This is a genomic window from Paraburkholderia sp. BR14312, from assembly GCF_040948675.1.
GTDB lineage: Bacteria > Pseudomonadota > Gammaproteobacteria > Burkholderiales > Burkholderiaceae > Paraburkholderia > Paraburkholderia nodosa_A.
This window is the reverse complement of the sequence record NZ_JBFPKI010000004.1, coordinates 210,622-232,978: the sequence shown is the minus strand read 5'-3', so window position 1 is coordinate 232,978 and position 22,357 is coordinate 210,622. Positions and strand designations below refer to the sequence as shown.

General features: G+C 64.1%; 16 protein-coding genes. 6 read left to right on the top strand and 10 right to left on the bottom strand.

From position 1 onward, the window contains the following. Positions 1-30 precede the first annotated feature (30 nt). From AB3X98_RS13140 to AB3X98_RS13115, 6 genes are all read right to left on the bottom strand, one after another. Positions 31-1,254: an IscS subfamily cysteine desulfurase gene (locus AB3X98_RS13140; RefSeq protein WP_069265526.1), complete on the bottom strand. Its 1,224-nt coding sequence runs from the start codon at positions 1,252-1,254 to the stop codon at positions 31-33. A 78-nt stretch (positions 1,255-1,332) separates the two neighbouring features. After that, positions 1,333-1,866, bottom strand: a complete 534-nt coding sequence (gene iscR, locus AB3X98_RS13135) for a Fe-S cluster assembly transcriptional regulator IscR (protein ID WP_069265525.1) — start codon at positions 1,864-1,866, stop codon at positions 1,333-1,335. Between the two features lie 155 nt (positions 1,867-2,021). Then, positions 2,022-2,504 (bottom strand): low molecular weight protein-tyrosine-phosphatase, encoded by a 483-nt coding sequence (locus AB3X98_RS13130; RefSeq protein ID WP_069265524.1) that lies wholly within the window; start codon positions 2,502-2,504, stop codon positions 2,022-2,024. A 107-nt stretch (positions 2,505-2,611) separates the two neighbouring features. Beyond that, positions 2,612-2,842 carry a hypothetical protein gene (locus tag AB3X98_RS13125; protein WP_069265523.1) on the bottom strand — a complete coding sequence of 77 codons (231 nt, stop codon included), beginning with the start codon at positions 2,840-2,842 and terminating at the stop codon, positions 2,612-2,614. 159 nt (positions 2,843-3,001) lie between these two features. Next, entirely contained in the window at positions 3,002-4,438 is a 1,437-nt protein-coding gene (locus AB3X98_RS13120) for a lactate utilization protein B (RefSeq protein WP_368605017.1), read from the bottom strand. 102 nt (positions 4,439-4,540) lie between these two features. Continuing rightward, entirely contained in the window at positions 4,541-5,263 is a 723-nt protein-coding gene (locus AB3X98_RS13115; protein ID WP_368605016.1) for a (Fe-S)-binding protein, read from the bottom strand. 190 nt (positions 5,264-5,453) lie between these two features. Here AB3X98_RS13115 and AB3X98_RS13110 point away from each other — a divergent pair, with 190 nt between their 5' ends. Further along, positions 5,454-6,254, top strand: a complete 801-nt coding sequence (locus AB3X98_RS13110) for an IclR family transcriptional regulator (RefSeq protein WP_028210073.1) — start codon at positions 5,454-5,456, stop codon at positions 6,252-6,254. A gap of 163 nt (positions 6,255-6,417) precedes the next feature. On the opposite strand, the gene pbpG is transcribed toward AB3X98_RS13110, so the two are convergent. Next, the gene (pbpG, locus tag AB3X98_RS13105; RefSeq protein ID WP_069265520.1) at positions 6,418-7,602 is read right to left on the bottom strand and encodes a D-alanyl-D-alanine endopeptidase; all 1,185 of its coding nucleotides are present in this window, start codon (positions 7,600-7,602) and stop codon (positions 6,418-6,420) included. Positions 7,603-8,316: 714 nt separating this feature from the next. On the opposite strand from pbpG, the gene AB3X98_RS13100 reads away from it, so the two are divergent. Next, on the top strand, positions 8,317-8,895 hold the full coding sequence (locus AB3X98_RS13100; RefSeq protein ID WP_069265519.1) for a phasin family protein: 579 nt from the start codon (positions 8,317-8,319) through the stop codon (positions 8,893-8,895). A 231-nt stretch (positions 8,896-9,126) separates the two neighbouring features. Here the strand turns inward: AB3X98_RS13100 and lpdA are convergent, their stop codons facing one another. The 3 genes from lpdA to aceE all read right to left on the bottom strand — a co-directional run bounded on the left by lpdA (position 9,127) and on the right by aceE (position 15,464). Continuing rightward, a complete protein-coding gene (gene lpdA / locus AB3X98_RS13095) occupies positions 9,127-10,923 on the bottom strand; it encodes a dihydrolipoyl dehydrogenase (RefSeq protein WP_368610260.1) in 1,797 nt (598 codons plus the stop codon). A 95-nt stretch (positions 10,924-11,018) separates the two neighbouring features. Next, positions 11,019-12,689, bottom strand: a complete 1,671-nt coding sequence (gene aceF, locus AB3X98_RS13090; RefSeq protein WP_368610259.1) for a dihydrolipoyllysine-residue acetyltransferase — start codon at positions 12,687-12,689, stop codon at positions 11,019-11,021. A 78-nt stretch (positions 12,690-12,767) separates the two neighbouring features. Continuing rightward, positions 12,768-15,464 (bottom strand): pyruvate dehydrogenase (acetyl-transferring), homodimeric type, encoded by a 2,697-nt coding sequence (aceE, locus tag AB3X98_RS13085; RefSeq protein ID WP_368606273.1) that lies wholly within the window; start codon positions 15,462-15,464, stop codon positions 12,768-12,770. A 295-nt stretch (positions 15,465-15,759) separates the two neighbouring features. Here aceE and fixL point away from each other — a divergent pair, with 295 nt between their 5' ends. The 4 genes from fixL (at position 15,760) to AB3X98_RS13065 (ending at position 22,335) form a co-directional block, all read left to right on the top strand. Continuing rightward, entirely contained in the window at positions 15,760-18,273 is a 2,514-nt protein-coding gene (gene fixL / locus AB3X98_RS13080; RefSeq protein ID WP_368606274.1) for an oxygen sensor histidine kinase FixL, read from the top strand. Beyond that, on the top strand, positions 18,270-18,917 hold the full coding sequence (fixJ, locus tag AB3X98_RS13075) for an oxygen response regulator transcription factor FixJ (protein WP_042264842.1): 648 nt from the start codon (positions 18,270-18,272) through the stop codon (positions 18,915-18,917). The genes fixL and fixJ overlap by 4 nt, the downstream gene beginning before the upstream one ends. Before the next feature lie 217 nt (positions 18,918-19,134). Further along, positions 19,135-19,989 (top strand): bifunctional methylenetetrahydrofolate dehydrogenase/methenyltetrahydrofolate cyclohydrolase FolD, encoded by an 855-nt coding sequence (gene folD / locus AB3X98_RS13070; RefSeq protein ID WP_342945898.1) that lies wholly within the window; start codon positions 19,135-19,137, stop codon positions 19,987-19,989. 246 nt (positions 19,990-20,235) lie between these two features. Further along, positions 20,236-22,335, top strand: a complete 2,100-nt coding sequence (locus AB3X98_RS13065) for a M3 family metallopeptidase (RefSeq protein ID WP_368606275.1) — start codon at positions 20,236-20,238, stop codon at positions 22,333-22,335. The last annotated feature ends 22 nt before the right edge of the window (positions 22,336-22,357 follow it).

The following is a 22,357-nucleotide window of genomic DNA, read 5'->3' as shown; positions in this document are numbered from 1 at the left end:
CGTTGTTCGCTGCTGACTTCGCCGCCTGGCTCAGTGCGCTGCCCACTGGATGGTCGACAGATCGATGCCGTCCTGATGCATTTCCCACAGCGGCGAAAGCTCGCGCAGCTTGGCGATCTTCGTCTTCAGCAGGTTGATCACGTAATCCACGTCCTGCTCCGTCGTGAAGCGGCCCACCGTGAAGCGGATCGAGCTGTGCGCCAGTTCGTCGTTGCGGCCGAGCGCGCGCAGCACGTACGACGGCTCGAGCGATGCGGACGTGCACGCCGAACCCGACGACACCGCCACGTCCTTCACCGCCATGATCAGCGACTCGCCTTCGACGAAGTTGAAGCTGATATTCAGGTTGTGCGGGACACGCTGTTCCATGTCGCCGTTCACGTAGGTTTCTTCGATTTCCTTCAGGCCGCGCAGGAGCTTGTCGCGCAGCATGCGCACGCGCTCGTTTTCCGTGGCCATCTCTTCACGCGCGATGCGGAAGGCTTCGCCCATGCCGACGATCTGGTGCGTGGCCAGCGTGCCCGAGCGCATGCCGCGCTCGTGGCCGCCGCCGTGCATCTGCGCTTCGATGCGCACGCGCGGCTTGCGGCGCACGTACAGCGCGCCGATGCCCTTCGGGCCGTAAGTCTTGTGCGCCGAGAACGACATCAGGTCGACCTTGAGCTTTTGCAGGTCGATGGGCGCCTTGCCCGTGGATTGCGCAGCGTCGACGTGGAAAATGATGCCCTTTTCGCGGCAGATTTCGCCGATCGTCGCGATGTCCTGGATCACGCCGATCTCGTTGTTCACGTGCATGACGGAAACGAGGATCGTGTCGGGGCGCAGTGCGGCCTTGAACGCTTCGAGGTCGATCAGGCCGTCGTCCTTGACGTCCAGATACGTGACTTCGTAGCCTTCGCGCTCGAGTTCGCGGCAGGTGTCGAGCACGGCCTTGTGCTCGGTCTTCACCGTGATGATGTGCTTACCCTTGCTCTTGTAGAAGTGCGCGGCGCCCTTGATCGCGAGGTTGTCCGATTCGGTCGCGCCGGAGGTCCAGATGATTTCGCGCGGGTCGGCGTTGACGAGCGCGGCGACCTGCTCGCGCGCCTCTTCGACGGCGCGCTCCGCATCCCAGCCATAGGCGTGACTGCGCGACGCCGGATTGCCGAACTGCTCGCGCAGATACGGAATCATCTTGTCCACCACGCGCGGGTCGACGGGGGTCGTCGCGCTGTAGTCCATGTAAATGGGCAGGTGGGGAATGTCGTTATTCATCTATCGCTCCGGGGAATCTTGTGTGCTGCGCTGTACTGTGTATTGCCAACTGCGGCTTTCTGGCGGCGCTCGAAGGACTTACGAGCCAGCCATGTTGAAGATCGAGTTCGGACCCAGCGGCATCGCCCTGACCGGCTCCACCGCCGGCGCCTCGGTCCGGCGATCGCGCAGGACGGCGGGCGCGGCGCCTTCGCGGGCGCGCTGCTTGTCCACCAGATCCTTGAGCGACACCGAATCGAGGTACTCGACCATTTTCTGGTTCAGCGTCGACCAGAGTTCGTGCGTCATGCAGTGGCCGTCGTGCTGCTTGGTGCCCTCGCAGGCTCCCTTGCCGCCGCACTGGGTGGCGTCGAGCGGCTCGTCCACGGCGATGATGATGTCCGCGACCGTGACGTCCTCCGCGCGGCGCGCGAGGTTGTACCCGCCGCCCGGCCCACGGACCGATTCGACGATTTCATGACGGCGCAGCTTGCCGAACAGCTGTTCGAGGTACGACAGCGAGATGTGCTGCCGCTGGCTGATACCCGCAAGCGTCACCGGGCCCTGCTCCTGGCGCAGTGCCAGGTCAATCATCGCCGTGACGGCGAAACGGCCTTTGGTGGTGAGTCTCATGATGTATGGGAACCGCAATTCTCGACAATTTTCGTCAAGTATAAATACATGACTAGTTTAGTCAAGTATCAACGTCGCGATCTGGGTTATTAGGTGCGCAGCGAATCGCAAAAAATGGCGCGATTTCCACGTTCGGCGGATTCGCGCCGCTCATCTCAATCCGCCAGTTGCGGACGCAAGGCGGCGAGCAGGCCCGCGCAGGCGGCCTCGCATTGATCGAGCACCATTTCGAAGCCCGCGTCGCCGCCGAAATAGGGATCGACCACCACGCGCGTTTCCGCCTGCGGCGCGAATTCCATCAGCAGGCGGATCTTGTCGCGCTCGCTCGCCGGGCAGACGCCCTGAAGCGCGGTGACGTTGGCGTCGTCCATCGCCACGATCAGGTCGAAACGGCGAAAATCGTCGGCGGCGATCTGCCTGGCGCGCAACGCCGCGAGCGCGTAGCCGCGCAGACCGCCCGCGCGCTGGGCGCGCTCGTCCGGCGCCTCGCCGATATGCCAGTCACCCGTGCCTGCCGAATCGATCTCGACGCGCCCGGCCAGCCCCGCCTCGTCGACGAGACGCAGCATCACGGCCTCGGCCGTGGGCGAGCGGCAGATATTGCCAAGACAAACGAAGCAGACGGAAACCTTTTTCATTCGTGGGGGCTGGGCAGCGAGAGGCGTTCAGCGCGCGACGGCGAATCTCAAATTATACAAAGCGCACGAGGTACACGCTGCGCGGCGCGTTGGCGCCAGCGCGATCCTCAGATCGCGTTCGAGCGCGGCAGCGTCGCGATGCCGTTCATCGCCTTCACCGGCGTCTTGCCTTCGCTGCCCACGAGACCATAAGACACGGCGCGCGCGAGTTCTGCCGTAACCTGATCGGCGGCGAGCGGCATTTGCTGCTCGGCGGTCTTCCATGCATGGATCCATGCGATCACCGCGAGCGGCACGATCAGCGCCAGCGGCCAGTACACCGTTATTTTCTTTCTCATGATGCGACTCTCTATCGACTGTGAAGCGACAGGTGCGGACGCACTATCGCCAGTCGAGATGATATAGAGAGTCGCAATCAGGAAAAACCCGGTCCGGACGAACACACTGTTGCGCCAGCTTAAATAGTCGGCAACCTGGACTTGACCGATCTGGGAGTGTCAGGCCTGTTCGGGGCGCCTTGTCGTGTCCAGATGCGTGTGCCGTGCCGCGTACAACTCGCGAAACGTGCGCCCGACCGGTGCGGGAATGTCGCGCCCGTTGGTCCAGCCGCGCGCGAATGGCAGCTTGCGAATGAGCCTTGTCTGCCCGCCCATGCGCTCGAGTATCCGCACCCCGAGTTTGGTGAGCAGCGCGTACGCGGTTGGGTGTAGCGCGAGCCAGCCCCAGGCTGCCAGCGCCGCGCGCTCGCGCCACGGACGCAGATGCCGCTCCGTCTGCTTCTCGCGCAGTTTGCGCAGCAGGTCCGAAAGCGGGATGCCCACCGGGCAGACGCTATTGCATTCGCCACACAGCGTAGCGGCCTGCGGCAGATCGAGTGTCTTTTCGATGCCGACGTAGCTTGGCGTGAGCACAGAGCCCATCGGACCGGGGTAGACCCAGCCATACGCGTGGCCGCCCACCTTCTGATAGACCGGGCAGTGGTTCATACACGCCCCGCAACGGATGCAGCGCAGCATCTCCTGAAATTCGCCGCCGATCAGGCCGGTGCGGCCGCCGTCCACGAGCACGACGTACATGTGCTCGGGGCCGTCCTGGTCCTCGGGTCCACGCGGGCCCGTGAGAACCGAGAAGTAGTTCGACGTGGCCTGCCCCGTTGCCGAACGCGGCAACAGACGCATCGCGGTGGCGAGGTCTTCGAGCGTAGGCAGCACCTTCTCGATGCCCGTCACCGCCACATGCACGCGCGGCATCACGGTGCACATGCCCTCGTTGCCCTCGTTGGTGACCAGCACGACCGAGCCGGTTTCCGCGATGACGAAGTTACCGCCCGTCACGCCCATATCCGCCGAGAGAAAATGCGGGCGCAGGACTTCGCGCGCCTCGCGGGTCATGTCGGGGATTTCGGTCAGGCGCGGCTTGTCGTGCGTCTTCGCGAAGAGATCGGCGATCTCGTCCTTGTCCTTGTGGACGACGGGCGCAATGATGTGGCTCGGCGGCTCGTTGTCGTTGATCTGCAGGATGTACTCGCCCAGATCGGTCTCGATGGACTGCACACCCATCTCCGCGAGCACCGTATTGAGCCGCATCTCCTCCGAGACCATCGACTTGGTCTTGATGACCTTGCGCACGTCGTGGCGCCGCGCGATGTCCGCGACCAGCTTCGCCGCATCTTGCGCCGTTTCCGCGTACAGGACGGTCACGCCGCGCCGCGTCGCCTCGGTCTCGAACTGCTCGAGCCAAACGTCGAGATTTTCGAGTGCACGGTTGCGCCGCGCCTTGAGTGCCGCGCGCGTGGCGGGGAAATCGATCGCGGTGATCGCCTCGGCGCGCGCCGAGACGAACTTGGTCGAGAGCTTCTTGAGGTTGTGCTGCAGACGCTGATCGGCCAGCTTCTGACCGGCGCGCGCCTTGAACTGCATCGATTGGACTTGCATGGCGTGAGGGCGAGGTTGAGCGATGTTCGGCGAGGTCTGGGGCTGACTTTTGCGTCTAGATACACATGCCGTGCGAAACGAGCGGCGGCAGCCGGCGGCGCATCAGACGTCGCCGGCCAGTACTTGCGCAATGTGCAGCACGCGCGTGGCGGTGTCGCCGGTGCGGCGCAAACGCCCTTCGATATTCAACATGCAGCCGAGATCGCCGAGCACCACCGCGCCGGTGCCGCTCGCCTGAACATTCGCGCATTTCTCGTCTGCAATGGCCGTCGAGATGTCGCCATACTTCACCGCAAAGGTGCCGCCGAAGCCGCAGCAGTGCTCGCAGTCCTTCATCTCGCGCACTTCGATGCCGCGCTGGGCGAGCAGCGCGCGCGGCTGCGCCTTGACCCCAAGTTCACGCAGCCCCGAACACGAGTCGTGATAGGTCACCGGTCCGCTGAACTCCCCTTGCGGCAGCGTGACCTTTGCGACGTTCACGAGGAAATCCGTGAGCTCGTAGACGCGCTCGCGCAACTTGCCATAGCGCGCCATCAATTCCGGGTCGTCGCGAAACAGATCGCCGTAGTGCACGCGGATCATCCCGCCGCACGAACCCGAAGGGACGACGAGATAGTCGAACTGCTCGAATTCGCGCAGCGTCTTTTCCGCGAGATCGCGCGCAATGGCGCGCTCGCCGGAGTTGTAGGCCGGCTGGCCGCAGCAGGTTTGCGCGGACGGCACGACCACTTCATAGCCCGCCTCTTCGAGCAATTTGAGCGTCGAAAAACCAATTTCCGGACGCATCGTGTCGATGAGGCAGGTGACGAACAAGCCGACTCGCATGGGGACTCCTCGTGAAAACCGTCCCCGATTATCCGCTGTTTCGCCGCCGGGACCAACGCCGGTCGGCATCGCCCTCGCCGGCCGCCCGCGATGCCGCAGTGCAGCGCGAGCCTTGGTCCTGGCGCTTACTTTTTTCACAATACGAGATACAATGCATTTTCCGCCTCACGCGTCAAACGAATCTGAACTCATGAGCGACACCCATCCAGATCCGAAGACCTCGATTCAGGTGATCGAGCGCATGATGCGCCTGCTGGACGCGCTGGCCGCGCACAGCGACCCTGTCAGCCTGAAGGAGCTTGCGCAGCGCACCGAACTGCATCCTTCGACTGCGCACCGCATCCTGAACGATATGGTGAGTTGCCGTCTCGTCGACCGCTCCGATCCCGGCACTTACCGGCTCGGCATGCGGTTGCTCGAACTCGGCAACCTCGTGAAAGCGCGGCTTTCGGTACGTGACGCGGCGCTTACGCCGATGCGCGAACTGCACCGTCTCACGGGCCAGACCGTCAACCTCTCCGTGCGTCAGGGCGACGAGATCGTCTATATCGAACGCGCCTATTCGGAGCGTTCGGGCATGCAGGTGGTACGCGCCATTGGCGGCCGGGCTCCGCTGCACCTCACTTCGGTCGGCAAGCTCTTTCTTGCCGCCGACGAAGCGAACCGCGTGCGCGCGTACGCCACACGCACCGGCCTGTCGGGCCACACGCGCAACAGCATTACCGACCTCGGACGCCTCGAGCGCGAACTCGCTCACGTACGCCAGCAATTCTGCGCACGTGATAACGAAGAGCTCGAACTGGGCGTGCGCTGCATCGCTGCCGGCATCTACGACGACACCGGCAAGCTGGTGGCAGGTCTTTCGCTCTCGGCGCCCGCGGATCGCCTGCAGGATTCGTGGCTCGGCCAGTTGAGCAAGACGGCGCTGACGATTTCAGAGTCGCTCGGCTATCACCCGGAGCCTGCTGAAGGCAACGCGCAGCCCGCCTGAAGGCAGGGCGCAGCAGAATCGGGAAGAGCGCAGGCGTGCCCTCCGCTTTTTTTTGGCTTGCCGCGTGCCTCACGTATCGACATCGGACGAACGGCACGCACCAGAAAGCAAAACGCCCCGCAGTTGCGGGGCGTTTGTCGAGTAATTCCGAAAAAGCTGAGATCTAGGTCCCAGCGCCGCCTGCGTCGGCGCTCGTAATGCGCGGCTGCTGGTCGGCGCCGCCATTGTCGAGCCACGTGCGCACGCGCGTTGCATCCGCGAAGCGCGAGTACTTGCCGCTCGAATCGAGCAGGACCATGATCACCGGACGGTTGTGAATCGTCGTCTGCATGACGAGGCACTCACCCGCTTCGTTGATGAAGCCCGTCTTCTGCAGGCCGATGTCCCACGATGCATTGCGCACCAGCGCATTCGTGCTGTTGTAGGCAAGATTGCGCTTGCCCGTGAACACGTCGTAGCTGCGATCGGTCGAGAACTGGCGAATCATCGGGTACTGGTACGCCGCGTTCACCATCTTCACGAGGTCACGCGCGGTCGAGACGTTGCGGCTCGTAAGCCCCGTCGAATTCTCGAAGTGCGTATCGGTCATGCCGAGTTGCTTCGCCTTCGCGTTCATTGCCGCGATGAATGCCGGACGACCGCCCGGGTAATAGCGCGAGAGAGCCGCTGCCGCGCGGTTTTCCGACGCCATCAGCGCGATATGCAGCATGTCCTCGCGCGAGAGCACCGAGCCCACCGAAAGACGCGAGCCCGTGTTCTTCTCGTAGTCGCGGTCTTCGTCCGTGACTTCGATCGGTTCCGAGAGCGACGCCTTCGAGTCGAGCACGACCATCGCGGTCATGAGCTTCGAGATCGAGGCGATCGGCACGACGGCGTGCGAGTTCTTGTCGAACAGCGGCTCGAGGGTGTTCTGGTCGACCACGTACCCCACGCCCGAGCGCAGCATCAGCGAGTCGGGCGAATCGTGCAAACCGAACGCCTGACCGACGCTCGGCTGGCGCGGTTCGAACGCGACACGGCGCACCGCCGAGTGGTGGCGACCGTTCATCGTATAAGTGACGCGGCGTTTCCTGGCCACCGGACGCGCATCGTCTTCCTTGGCGGCGACGGTACGGGTTGCGCCCGCCTTCTTGCTGGCCCTGGCCGTTTCCGGCTCGGCCTTTGCAACCTTCTTGCTGGCTTTATTCACCTTGGCCGTTTTGGCCGGTGCAGCGTCTTGCGACGCAGCAAAGGCGCCCTCAGGCGCCACGAGCGTCGCACCGATCGCGACGGATACAGCAACCGACAATGCGGTGCTGATAACCGACGACGGCATCAGTGAGAACGACAGGAGCTTGTCGGATTTCATTGGTGTTCTTGATGGAGCGGCGGGATCGTTCGCCAAGTGTAGTAAAACCACGAAAAATTCGCAAATTGAAGCACTTATAGGCGCTCATTAAACCGAAGTATGACCTTCGATTGAGCAGGCCAATGCACTTCCCGCATTCGATGGAGTCAGACAATTGCCAAGCCACTCCTCTCGCCGCGACGCCGCTTGCTGAAAACGTTTGCGGCAGACGCAAAATGCGCTTGCTGCGTTAACGGCGTTCGTCGTAGGAACTTGAACTGAGGAAAAAACAGGTGAGATTTGTCTGACTACCAGTGCCGCCGTGCCGCGCGACGCGCGTTCGACCGCAATGGATCATTAACGTTCCATCCAGGAATTCGGTGGACGCACCCAGGTGAAATCCTATAGGCGCTGTCACGCGATCCATGCCGCATCTTGCCAGAACCCGCCTTTGCGCGCTTGCCCCCCCCTGCACGCAGCCTCCCCCAACTCGCAGCGAACCCCGCGCAACGGGGCATTGGCGCGTTGTCGCGGTTGCGCCATGCGTCGGGCATAAGTGATTGTTTAATAATAAATTATCGACATTGTGCGACGCACCAAAAAGCCTTGACTTTCTTCTGGGGCATCCTAAAATCGAATCAATGTTGCGACGCACAAAGCGAGTGACAGAGCACCAGCGCCGTGCCACTTACTTCAGGCGACCCACGAAGGCCGCCGACATACAGGAGCGTAAACATGAGTCTGCTGACCCCTGAGCAATTCGCCGCTGCCCAGAAAGCCAACCTCGAAACGCTGTTCGGCCTCACCGGCAAGGCATTCGAAGGCGTGGAAAAGCTCGTCGAATTGAATCTTCAGGCCGTCCGCTCGAATCTGGCGGAATCGCAGGAACAGGCCCAGCGCGCACTGTCGGTGAAGGACGCGCAGGAATTCCTGGCCCTGCAAACGAGCTATGCCCAGCCGCTGACCGAAAAGCTGCTGTCGTACGGCCGTCATGTGTATGAAATCGCCTCGGCCACCCAGGCTGAGTTCGCGAAGGTCGCCGAAGCCCACTACGAAGAGCAGAACCGCAAGGTTCAATCGCTCGTCGACAACGTCGCGAAGAATGCGCCGGCCGGCTCGGAAACCGCAGTCGCCGTGATCAAGTCGGCCATCAACGCCGCCAACACGACCTACGAAACGGTCCACAAGGCGACGAAGCAAGCCGTGGAAATGGCGGAAAGCAACTTCAACGCCGCCACCGCTGCTGCGAGCAAGGCTGCGGCCCAGGCGTCGCGCTCGGCTGCCGCTTCGGCCTCGGCCAAGAAGACGGTCTGAAGGTTGTAGCTTGATCCGGTGCGTGCGCTGAAGCAGCGGCGCACCGGGCGCCGGGCCTGAACGCTCCGGCATGCCGCCCGGCATGTCACTTACCCGGTCGCCGACCGGGAATCTTTTTTACGCTCCGGCGCCTCTCGTAGCACATACCGCAGGACCCAAAAGCAAACGGCGCACCCCTCACGGAGTGCGCCGTTTCTTCATGCGCGCCGCAACGAGCCGCGCGGCACGAACTTACTTCTTCTTCTGCGGCGGCAGGTCGGTACAAACGCCTTCGTACAGCTCGGCGGCCATGCCGATCGACTCGCCCAGCGTCGGGTGCGGGTGAATCGTCTTGCCGATGTCGGTCGCATCCGCGCCCATTTCCACCGCGAGGCAGACTTCGCTGATGAGGTCGCCCGCGTTCAGGCCGACGATGCCGCCGCCGATCACGCGATGCGTCTCTTCGTCGAAGATCAGCTTCGTGAAGCCCTCGTCGCGGCCGTTGGCGATCGCGCGGCCCGAAGCGGCCCACGGGAACACCGCCTTGCCGTACTTGATGCCTTCGGCCTTGCACTGGTCTTCGGTCTTGCCGGCCCACGCCACTTCCGGATCGGTGTAAGCCACCGAAGGAATCTGCAGCGCGTCGAAGTACGCCTTCTCGCCGTGCGCCGCTTCCGCCGCCACGTGGCCTTCATGCACGGCCTTGTGCGCGAGCATCGGCTGGCCGACCACGTCGCCGATCGCGAAGATGTGCGGCACGTTGGTGCGCATCTGCTTGTCGACTTCGATGAAGCCGCGATCCGTCACCGCTACGCCCGCCTTGTCCGCGCCGATCTTCTTGCCGTTGGGCGAGCGGCCCACGGCGACCAGCACGAGGTCGTAGCGTTGCGGCTCGGCCGGCGCCTTTTCGCCCTCGAACGACACATAGATGCCGTCGTCCTTCGCCTCGGCGTTCGTGGTTTTGGTCTTGAGCATGACGTTCGCGAAGCGCTTCGCGTTGTACTTCTCCCAGACCTTCACGAGATCGCGGTCCGCGCCGGCCATCAGGCCGTCGAGCATTTCCACGACGTCGATCTGCGCGCCGAGCGTCGCGTAGACGGTGGCCATTTCCAGACCGATGATGCCGCCGCCGATCACCAGCATCTTCTGCGGAATCTGACGCAGTTCCAGCGCGCCGGTCGAATCGACCACGCGCGGATCTTCCGGCATGAACGGCAGTTTCACGGCCTGCGAACCCGCAGCGATGATCGCCTGCTTGAACTTGACGATCTTCTTGCCGTTCTCGCCCACCACTTCCATGTGGTTCGGATCGAGGAACGCGCCCACGCCCGTCACGACTTCGACCTTGCGCGCCTTCGCCATGCCGGCGAGGCCGCCCGTCAGCTTCTTGACGACGCCCGACTTGAAGTCGCGCAACTTGTCCAGGTCGATTTGCGGCTTGCCGAACGTGATGCCGTGCGAGCCGAGCGCTTCAGCTTCGTCGATCACGAGCGCCGTGTGCAGCAGCGCCTTCGACGGAATGCAGCCCACGTTCAGGCACACGCCGCCGAGCGTCGAATAACGCTCGACCAGCACGGTCTTCATGCCGAGGTCGGCGGAGCGGAACGCCGCCGAGTAGCCGCCGGGGCCTGCGCCGAGCACGAGCATGTCGCATTCGACATCGGCGCTGCCGCTGAAGCTGCCGGCTTGCGGGGCCGCGGTTTTCGAAACTTCTGCGGTCCTCGGTGCTTCAGCCGCCTTCGGTGCTTCGGCAGCCTTGGGCGCTTCAGCCTTGGGCGCTTCAGCCTTCGGAGCCGGCGCCGCTGCGCCTTCCGACGCCTCGACCAGCGCGATCACCGTGCCCTGCGAAGCCTTGTCGCCCGCTTTGATCTTCACTTCCTTAACGGTGCCCGCGACGTCGCTGGGCACTTCCATCGTGGCCTTGTCCGACTCGAGCGAGAGCAGCGTCTGCTCCTTCTCGATGACATCGCCCGCCTTGATATTGACTTCGATGACGTCGATGTCCTTGAAGTCGCCGATATCCGGCACTTTCACTTCGACGAGACTCATGGTGTCCCCTACCCCTAAAGGATGACCGGCCGCGCCTGCCGCAGCGCGCACGTCGTGGACGTGCGGCGCGTTAGCGCGTGCCGGTCAAATCGGTTTTACAGAATCACGCGGCGGAAATCGCCGAGGATCGAAGCGAGGTACGCGTTGAAGCGCGCGGCCGCTGCACCGTCGATCACGCGGTGATCGTACGAGAGCGACAGCGGCAGCGTGAGGCGCGGCACGAACTGCTTGCCGTCCCACACCGGCTTCATCGCGCTCTTCGACAGGCCGAGGATCGCCACTTCCGGTGCGTTGATGATCGGCGTGAAATGCGTGCCGCCGATGCCGCCGAGCGACGAAATCGAGAAGCAGCCGCCTTGCATCTGGTCCGGCTTGAGCTTGCCTTCGCGCGCGAGCTTCGAGAGCTCGGCCATTTCCTTGGCAATGTCGACGAGGCCCTTCTTGTCCGCGTCGCGGATCACCGGAACGACGAGGCCGTTCGGCGTGTCGGCGGCAAAACCGATGTGGTAGTACTGCTTGAAGACGAGGTTGTCGCCGTCGAGGCTCGCATTGAACGCCGGGAACTTCTTGAGCGCCGCGACGCAGGCCTTGATGACGAACGCGAGCATCGTGAACTTCACGCCCGCCTTCTCGTTTTCCTTGTTCAACTGCACGCGCAGCGCTTCGAGGTCGGTGATGTCCGCTTCGTCGTTGTTCGTGACGTGCGGGATCATGACCCAGTTGCGGTGCAGGTTCGCGCCGGAGATCTTCTTGATGCGCGACAGCGGCTGCGTGTCGATCGGGCCGAACTTCGTGAAGTCGACCTTCGGCCACGGCAGCAGGTTCAGGCCCGCGCCGCCCGCAGCCGGTGCGGCTGCGGCGCCGGCCGGCGCTGCGAGCGCGCCCGTCATCACGCCCTTCACGAACGCGGTGACGTCGTCCTGGGTGATGCGGCCCTTCGGACCCGTACCCGTGACACGGGCAACGTCCACGCCGAGTTCGCGCGCGAACTTGCGCACGGACGGCGAGGCATGGCTCGGACGGCTCGAGCCGCCTTCGCCTGCCGGAATGATCGGCGCCTGCGCGAGTGCCGAAGGCGCTGCGGCGGCAGCCTTGGCCGGCGCTTGCTGGGGCGCGTCCGACGGCTCTTCGACGTGCTTCGCAGCCGGTGCGGCGGCGGGTGCCACGGCGCCTTCTGCTTCGACGACGACGATCTCGGTGCCTTCCGACACGTTGTCACCGACCTTGACCTTGATTTCCTTGACGACGCCGGCCACGGGGCTCGGCACGTCCATCGTCGCCTTGTCCGATTCGAGCGTGACGAGCGACTGCTCCTTCTCGACGCGGTCGCCGACCTTCACGCCGATCTCGATGACCGGTACGTCCTTGTAGTCGCCGATGTCGGGGACCTTGACCGACTGCACGCCGCCGCTTGCGGCGGGCGCTGCAGCGGGGGCCGGCGCAGCCGCCTGCGCGGGCGCGGCGGCAGGAGCGGCCTTCTCTGCCTTCGCGGCGGGCGCGGGAGCGGCGGGCGCAGCGCCTGCACCGGCGCCGTCCAGCACCAGCACGAGCGAGCCTTCCGACACGTTATCGCCGACCTTGACCTTCACTTCCTTGACCGTGCCCGACGCCGGGCTCGGCACGTCCATGGTCGCCTTGTCCGACTCGAGCGTGATGAGGGACTGCTCTTTTTCGACGGTATCGCCCGCCTTCACCAGCACCTCGATCACAGGAATGTCCTTGTAATCGCCGATGTCCGGCACCTTGACTTCGATCGCTTGACTCATTGTTAGTGTCTCCGGGGCCGCATACGACACGCCTCCCCGTTTCGGGGAGGCGCACATGCCATGCACAGGGGTGATGGGTTAGACGGTCATCGGGTTGGGTTTGGACGGATCGAGGTTGTACTTGGCGATCGCCTCGCCAACCACCTTGCGCTCGATCTTGCCTTCGTCTGCGAGCGCGTTGAGCGCTGCAACCGTGGTCCAGTAACGATCGACTTCGAAGAAGTGACGCAGCTTCTCACGCGTGTCCGAACGGCCGAAGCCGTCGGTGCCGAGCACCACGAACTTGCGCGGCACCAGACCGCGGATCTGGTCGACCAGCGCACGCACGTAGTCGGTCGAAGCGATGATCGGACCTTGCGTGTCCTTGAGCAGCTTCTCGACGTGCGATTCGCGGCGCGGCTCGCTCGGGTGCAGCAGGTTCCAGCGCTCGACTTCATGACCTTCGCGAGCGAGTTCGGTGAAGCTCGGCACGCTCCAGAGATCGGCTTCGACGCCCCAGTCGTTCTTCAGCAGGTCAGCGGCCGCGATCACTTCGTTGAAGATCGTGCCCGCGCCCATCAGCTGAACGCGCGGCGCCTTGGCGTTCGCGTCGGCCTTGCGGAACGAGTACATGCCCTTGATGATGTCGGCCGCCACGCTCTCGCCCTGCGGAATCGCCGGGTGCTCGTAGTTCTCGTTCATCACCGTGACGTAATAGAACACGTCTTCCTGGTCCTGCACCATGCGGCGCAGACCGTCCTGCATGATGACCGCGAGTTCATAGCCGAACGTCGGGTCGTAGCTCACGCAGTTCGGCACCGAAGCCGCCCACAGGAGCGAGTGGCCGTCTTCGTGCTGCAGACCTTCGCCGTTGAGCGTCGTACGGCCCGCCGTGCCGCCCAGCAGGAAGCCGCGCGAGCGCATGTCGCCTGCGGCCCAGGCCAGGTCGCCGATACGCTGGAAGCCGAACATCGAGTAGAAGATGTAGAACGGGATCATGATCTCGCCGTGCGTCGAGTACGACGTCGCAGCTGCGATCCAGTCCGACATGCCGCCGGCTTCGTTGATGCCTTCCTGCAGGATCTGACCGGTTTCCGATTCCTTGTAGAACATCAGCTGGTCGGAATCTTCCGGCACGTACTTCTGGCCTTGCTGATTCCAGATACCGATCTGGCGGAACAGGCCTTCCATACCGAACGTACGCGACTCGTCCGGCACGATCGGCACGACGCGCTTGCCGAGCGCCTTGTCCTTCAGCAGGATGTTCAGGATCCGCACGAACGCCATCGTCGTGGAGATCTCGCGGCCTTCGCCCGTGCCCTTGAGCAGCGGCTCGAATGCGTCGAGCGCCGGCACCGGCAGCGACTCGGCCTTCTGGCGGCGAGCCGGGAGGTAACCGCCGAGATCCATGCGCTTCTGGCGCATGTACTCGAGTTCCTTCGAGCCTTCCTCGAACGTGAGGTACGGCACGTCGACGATCTGCTCGTCCGTGATCGGCAAGCGGAACTGGTCGCGGAACTTCTTGAGCTGATCCACCTGCATCTTCTTCTGCTGGTGGGTGATGTTCATGGCCTGGCCGGCTTCGCCCATGCCATAGCCCTTGATCGTCTTCGCGAGGATGACGGTCGGCTGGCCCTTCGAGTTCGAAGCTTCGTGGAACGCCGCGTAGATCTTGTGCGGGTCGTGGCCGCCGCGGTTCAGATTCCAGATGTCGTCGTCGGACCAGTCGGCGACCAGCGCCTTCAGTTCCGGCGTGTTGAAGAAGTGCTCGCGCACGAACGCGCCCGACTCCGACTTGTACGTCTGGTACTCGCCGTCGACCACTTCCATCATGCGGCGCATCAGCGCGCCCGACTTGTCGCGTGCGAAGAGCGCGTCCCAGCGGCTGCCCCAGATGACCTTGACGACGTTCCAGCCGGCGCCGCGGAACTCGCTTTCGAGTTCCTGGATGATCTTGCCGTTACCGCGCACCGGGCCGTCGAGGCGCTGCAGGTTGCAGTTGATGACGAACACGAGGTTGTCCAGACGCTCGCGGCCGGCCATGCCGATCGCGCCGAGCGATTCCGGCTCGTCCGTTTCGCCGTCGCCGAGGAAGGCCCAGACCTTGCGGCCGTCGGTCCTGGCAATGCCGCGCGCCTGCAGGTACTTCATGAAGCGCGCCTGGTAGATCGCCATGATCGGGCCGAGACCCATCGAGACGGTCGGGAACTGCCAGAAGTCCGGCATGAGCCACGGGTGCGGGTACGACGAGATGCCCTCGCCGCCCACTTCCTGGCGGAAGTTGTCGAGCTGCTTTTCGGTCAGGCGGCCGAGCAGGAACGCGCGCGAGTAGACGCCCGGCGACGAGTGGCCCTGCACGAACACGAGGTCGCCGCCATGCTCGGCGGAAGGCGCGCGCCAGAAGTGGTTGTAGCCGACGTCATAGAGCGTGGCCGCCGATGCGAACGAAGCGATGTGGCCGCCCACGTTCGTGTGCTTGCCCGCGCGCAGCACCATGGCCATGGCGTTCCAGCGCGTGTACGAGCGGATGCGGTGTTCGATATCCTGGTCGCCCGGGTTCCTGGCCTGGTTGGCGACGGGGATCGTGTTGATGTACGGCGTGTTCGCCGAGAACGGCAGATGCTCGCCGTGCACACGGGCGAATTCGATCTGCTTTTCGATCAGGTAGTGGGCGCGATCAGGGCCGACAGTCGAAATGACGCCGTCCAGCGCTTCAAGCCATTCGGCGGTTTCCTGGGGATCCTCGTCCTTGTCGGCGGCAACGTACTTGAGGACTTCGTCGGGTACAGCGGACATGCTCGTCTCCTGAATATAGGGGAACGCTGTTGATCGGACCATGCGGGCGGCAACGCTTAAGACGTGACCGGGCCAACCGCAGCAGCTTCGGGGCGATTGTAATGACCCCCCTGACCATCGCGCAACAAAATTTTCGAATTGCGAGATGCGATTTTATAATGCGAAAAATTGCTGCAGCGCACGCTTAATCGTTCGCGCCCTTGAGCCGATAACGGCCAGTTTGCACCTGTTTATCGGCGATTTACGGCTTTTTTCGCGGCATTTCCGTGTCTTACGCTGAGCTACAATCCTTGCCATGTTGACCGAACGGCTTTTCGCACGCTCGGCGCGGCCGCCCGGAACGCCCGGCGAGTCGTCGCCGTCTCGCTGGCACCACGGACCCTGGTGGTCGAATTCCTATTTGCTGACGCCACTCCTGTCGATCCTCGTGTTCCTGATCGTCATGAGCCTGATCTTGTGGAGCCTGAACCGCCGCGAGCAACAGCAGCAGGAAGACACGCTCTATCGCAACGTCGCATGGGCCCAGCAACAGATCCGGCTATCCATGACAGGCGCGCAGGAGCAGCTGCAGGCGCTCGCTCGCGACCTCGCCGCGGGCCACAGCGATCCGCAGTATTTCCAGACGTCCACCACGGACATCATGCAGGGCCATCCGGAGATCCTCTATCTCAACTGGTACACGAGCCAGGAGGCGCCGCGCTGGCCCAACACGGCGATGCCGGTCTTCGGCCAGCGCCTCGCGAAGCCCAACGACGCGCAAATGGACGAGGCCGTGAAGGCCGCTTTCGCCGAGGCGCGCGCCACGCGCCGCCAGGTGTATTCGCCGCTTATTTACGACGACGTCGGTAACGGCTACATCACGCTGCAAACGCCGGTATACCGCGATCGTGAATTTCTTGGGTCGATCGCGGCCGTGTTTTCGGTCGAAGGCATCCTGAAGCACGACATCCCATCTGAGCTGTCGGCCAAGTACAAGATTTCGATCCTCGACGCGAACAACCGCGAGCTCGCGACCACCTCGACGCGGCCGCGCCTGCCGCGCGACGTCTATTACGACCTGCCGCTCGATCCGCCCGGCCAGGGCGTGTCGGTACGCGTGTACTCGTATCCGCAGATGACCAACTTCACGAACAACACGCTCGTGTGGCTGGTCGCGGGGCTGTCGTGTTTCGTGCTGTGGAGCCTCTGGAGCCTCTGGAAGCACACGCGCCAGCGCTTCGAGGCGCAGCAGGCACTTTACGCGGAGGCGTTCTTCCGCCGCGCGATGGAAAACTCGGTGCTGATCGGCATGCGCGTGCTCGACATGCACGGCCGCATCACGCACGTGAACCCGGCGTTCTGCCGCATGACCGGCTGGGACGAAAGCGACCTCGTGGGTAAGAACGCACCGTTCCCCTACTGGCCGCGCGATGCCTACCCCGAAATGCAGCGCCAGCTCGACATGACGCTGCGTGGCAAGGCGCCCTCCTCGGGGTTCGAACTGCGCGTGCGCCGCAAGGACGGCTCGCAGTTCCATGCGCGCCTCTATGTCTCGCCGCTCATCGACAGCTCGGGCCGCCAGACTGGCTGGATGTCGTCGATGACCGACATCACGGAGCCCAAGCGCGCACGCGAAGAACTCGCCGCCGCGCACGAGCGCTTCACCACCGTGCTCGAAAGCCTCGACGCCGCCGTCTCGGTGCTCGCCGCCGACGAAGCCGAACTGTTGTTTGCGAACCGCTACTACCGCCACCTCTTCGGCATCCGCCCGGACGGCCATCTGGAACTCGCGGGCGGCGGCGGCTTCGATTCGGCGAGCGCCTCTTCCGATTCGATCGACATGGTCGACGCCTTCGCCGGCCTGCCCGCCACCGCGCTCACCGAGAGCACGGCGGACGCGCAGGAGGTCTATGTCGAGAGCATCCAGAAGTGGTTCGAAGTGCGCCGTCAGTACATCCAGTGGGTGGACGGCCACCTCGCGCAGATGCAGATCGCGACCGACATCACCACGCGCAAGCAGGCGCAGGAACTGGCTCGCCAGCAGGACGAAAAGCTCCAGTTCACGAGCCGCCTGATGACGATGGGCGAAATGGCCTCGTCGCTGGCGCACGAGCTGAACCAGCCGCTCGCCGCGATCAACAACTATGCCTCGGGCACCGTCGCGCTCGTGAAGTCGGGCCGTGCCGCGCCCGACAACCTGCTGCCCGTGCTCGAGAAAACGGCGCAGCAAGCCGTGCGCGCGGGCATGATCATCAAGCGCATCCGCGAGTTTGTGAAACGCTCCGAGCCCAAGCGGCAGGCCACGCGCGTAGCCGACATCGTCGCCGACGCGGTGGGCCTCGCCGAGATCGAGGCGCGCAAGCGCCGCATCCGCATCGTGACCGACATGCGCTCGCGCATGCCCGTGATCTACGTCGATCCGGTGCTGATCGAACAGGTGCTCGTCAACCTCTTGAAGAACGCCGCGGAAGCCATGGCCGAAGCGCGCCCGAATGCGATCGACCCGGTGATCCGCGTGATCGTGAAGCGCGAAGGCGGCAACGTCTGCATCAGCGTGGTCGATCAGGGCCCCGGCGTCGACGAAGCCACGGCCGAGCGTCTCTTCGAACCCTTCTACAGCACCAAGTCGGACGGCATGGGCATGGGCCTGAACATCTGCCGTTCCATCATCGAATCGCACCGCGGGCGTCTCTGGGTGGTCAACAACGTCGAATCCGACGGCCACATCAGCGGCGCAACGTTCCATTGCAGTCTGCCTATCGGCGAATCGGACACCCCCTCGCGGAACACCGACGAACCGACTCCACAAACCGTTACGGGAGAGCCATGAACAGCCCAGTCACCACCCAGGAAACCGTCTTTGTTGTCGATGACGACGAGGCCGTACGAGATTCCCTGCGTTGGCTCCTCGAAGCGAACGGCTACCGCGTCCAGTGTTTCAACAGCGCGGAGGAGTTCCTCGAGGCGTACCAGCCGGCGCAACAAGCCGGGCAGATCGCCTGCATGATTCTGGACGTGCGCATGCAAGGCATGAGCGGCCTCGAACTGCAGGAACGTCTGATCGCCGAAAACGCCTCGCTGCCGATCATCTTCGTGACGGGCCACGGCGACGTGCCGATGGCCGTTTCGACCATGAAGAAGGGCGCGATGGACTTCATCGAGAAGCCCTTCGACGAAGCCGAGCTGCGCAAGCTGGTGGAGCGCATGCTCGACAAGGCGCGCAACGAAAGCACCAACGTGCAGCAACAGCGCGCGGCCGCCGAACGCCTCGGCAAGCTCACGGCGCGCGAGCACCAGGTGCTCGAGCGCATCATCGCGGGCCGCCTGAACAAGCAGATCGCCGACGACCTCGGGATCAGCATCAAGACGGTGGAGGCGCACCGCGCCAACATCATGGAGAAGCTCAACGTCAACACGGTCGCCGACCTGCTGCGACTCGCGCTCTCCAACAAGCCGCAACAAGCGCAGCAGTAAGCACGTCTTTCTCCGGCAGCATGCATGCGCACCCACGGCGCGCGCATGCTGCCGCCGGCGTCTCGCCGCGACCCTCTTTCCACCCCCCATCGTCCGTTCAGGCAGGAGCACGGCCGCTGCGCGGGTATAATATCGGCCTTCGAATGGCGCCCGCCCACGCGCGCCAGCGCTCGCGCCCACACGAGCCCGCATAGCCCACTCTCGACCCCGACCGACCATGACTGCCACTATCATCGACGGCAACGCCCTCTCCAGGAAACTGCGCGCGCAAGTCGCTACGCGCGCCGCCGCCCTCACCGCCCGCGGCCATCAGCCGGGACTCGCCGTCGTGCTGGTCGGCGACAATCCGGCAAGCGAGGTCTACGTGCGCAACAAGGTCAAGGCCTGCGAGGACAACGGCCTCTACTCGTCGTACGACCGCTATCCCGACTCGCTTTCCGAAGCCGACCTGCTCAAGCGCATCGACGAGTTGAACCGCGACCCGAAAATCAACGGCATTCTCGTGCAGTTGCCGCTGCCGAAGCACATCGACAGCCACAAGGTGATCGAGGCCATCGCGCCCGAGAAGGACGTGGACGGCTTTCACGTCGCCAACGCGGGCGCGCTCATGACGGGCCAGCCGCTCTTTCGCCCCTGCACGCCCTATGGCGTGATGAAGATGTTCGAGGAATACGAGATCCCGCTCGAAGGCGCGAACGCCGTGGTGATCGGCCGCTCGAACATCGTCGGCAAGCCGATGGCGCTCCTGCTGCTCGAAAAGGGCGCGACGGTCACGATCTGCCACAGCAAGACGCGCGACCTCGCGAAGCACACGCGCGACGCCGATATCGTGGTCGCAGCGGTGGGCAAGCGCAACGTGCTGAGCGCCGACATGGTCAAGCCCGGGGCGACCGTGATCGACGTGGGCATGAACCGCGACGACAACGGCAAGCTCTGCGGCGACGTCGATTTCGCGGGCCTGAAGGATGTGGCCGGCTTCATCACGCCGGTGCCGGGCGGCGTCGGCCCGATGACCATCACGATGCTCCTCGTGAACACGATCGAAGCGGCGGAGCGCGCGGCAGGCGCGTAAGCAGCACGCGTCGACGAGTCGCGGCATGACGTTCCCGAAGCGGCCCACCACGGGCCGCTTTCTTTTTGCGGCGCCGCCCGCCTGAACGAGTGCAGCCGCGATTGCGGCACCGCCCCCCGACATCTGTTAATTTGCTCGGATAACCCGGTTGGAAAGCGCGCCTGGCGCCCCAATACTCTGGCTATCGGGCGCGCGCATGCCGCGCCCCGGTCCCCTAACCCGCGACAGACAGGAACAGGAAGCATCATGGCTACTACCCCCTCCGACAATCCGCTCCTCGACTTCACCGGACTGCCGCGCTTTGGCGAAATCCGCCCCGAACACGTGACGCCCGCGCTCGACGTCCTGCTCGCGAACGCGAAGGCCGCGGTCGAGCGCGCCGCGCAACCCATGACGCCCGCGCAATGGAGCGACGTGGTCGAGCCGGTCGAGCGCGCCAGCGAGCCGCTTTCGCGCGCCTGGGGCGTGGTCGGCCACCTGAACGCCGTCGCCGACACGCCGGAGCTGCGCGCCGCCCACGGCGAGAACCTGCCGCGCGTGACCGAATTCTGGTCGAGCGTCGGCCAGAATCTCGAGCTCTTCAAGAAGTACAAGGCCATTACGAATCACAACTCGTTCGAGCTGCTCTCGGGCGAGCGTAAGAAGATCCTCGACAATTCGCTGCGCGACTTCCGCCTCTCCGGGGCGGAACTGCCCGAAGACCAGAAGCCGCGCTTCGCCGAACTGCAGGAGCGCCAGGCCGCGCTCGCCAAAGCCTTCTCCGACCACGTGCTCGACGCGACCAATGGCTACGCGTTCTACGCCACGACTGAAGCCGATCTCGCGGGCCTGCCCGAGGACGTGATCGCCGCCGCGCGCGAAGCCGCCGAGCGCGAAAACAAGGAAGGCTGGAAGTTCACGCTGCACTTCCCCTCGTACTTCCCGGTGCTGCAGTACTCGGAAAACCGCGCGATGCGCGAGACGATGTACCGCGCCTACGTCACGCGCGCGTCCGAGCTTGGCCCCGTCTACGGCAGCGGCAAGGCCGAATGGGACAACACCGCGATCATCGAGGAGCAACTGAAGCTGCGCGCCGAAGAAGCGAAGATGCTCGGCTACAACAACTTCGCCGAAGTCTCGCTCACGCCGAAGATGGCGGAAACGCCGGCTCAGGTGATGAGCTTCCTCGAAGACCTCGCCACGCGCGCGCGCCCGCACGCCGAAAAGGACTGGGAAGAGCTGCGCGAGTTCGCCGCGAGTGAACTGGGCCTCACGCAGATCGAGCCGTGGGACATGGCATTCGCCGCCGAGCGTCTGCGCCAGAAGCGCTACTCGTTCTCGGAAAATGAAGTGAAGCAGTACTTCCCGGAAGACTTCGTGCTGCAGGGCCTCTTCAAGGTCACGGAAACGCTCTTTGGCGTGCGCATCCGCCCTGACAGCGCGCCGGTGTGGAATCCCGATGTGCGTTTCTTCCGCGTGGAAAACGCGGACGGCACGCTTGTCGCGCAGTTTTATCTCGACCTCTATGCACGCGAAGGCAAGCGCGGCGGCGCATGGATGGACGACGCCCGCTCGCGCCGCAAGCTCGAAGGCAACGACGTGCAAACGCCCGTCGCGTATCTCACGTGCAACTTCTCGGCGCCGGTCGGCGGCCGCCCCGCGTGCTTCACGCACGACGAAGTCATTACGCTCTTCCACGAGTTCGGTCACGGCCTGCACCACATGCTCACGCGTGTGGACGAACTGGGCGTGTCGGGCATCAACGGCGTGGAGTGGGATGCCGTCGAATTGCCCTCGCAGTTCATGGAAAACTTCTGCTGGGAATGGGACGTAGTGCGCGAAATGAGCTCGCACGTCGAAACCGCCAAGCCGCTGCCGCGCGAACTCTTCGACAAGATGCTCGCCGCGAAGAACTTCCAGAGCGGTCTCGGCACGCTGCGCCAGATCGTGTTCTCGATGTTCGACATGGCGCTGCACGTGGACTTCGACGCTTCGAAGGGCAAGAGCGCGAACGACCTCGCACGCGAGATCAACGAGCGCTACCACGTCATTCCGCAGGCATCGTTCTCGCGCTGGCCGAACACGTTCAGCCACATCTTCGCGGGCGGCTACGCGGCCGGCTATTACAGCTACAAGTGGGCCGAAGTGCTTTCCGCCGATGCCTATGCGGCCTTCGAGGAAGCCGCGCAGGCCGCGAAGTCGAGCGTGCTCGACGAAGCGACCGGCACGCGCTACCGCAAGGAAATTCTGGAAGTGGGCGGCAGCCGCCCGGCGATGGAATCGTTCAAGGCCTTCCGCGGCCGCGAGCCGAACATCGACGCGCTGCTGCGCCACAACGGCATGGAGCAGCCGCCGGCACAGCAGTGAACGCGTGACTCGCTCGTAAGCG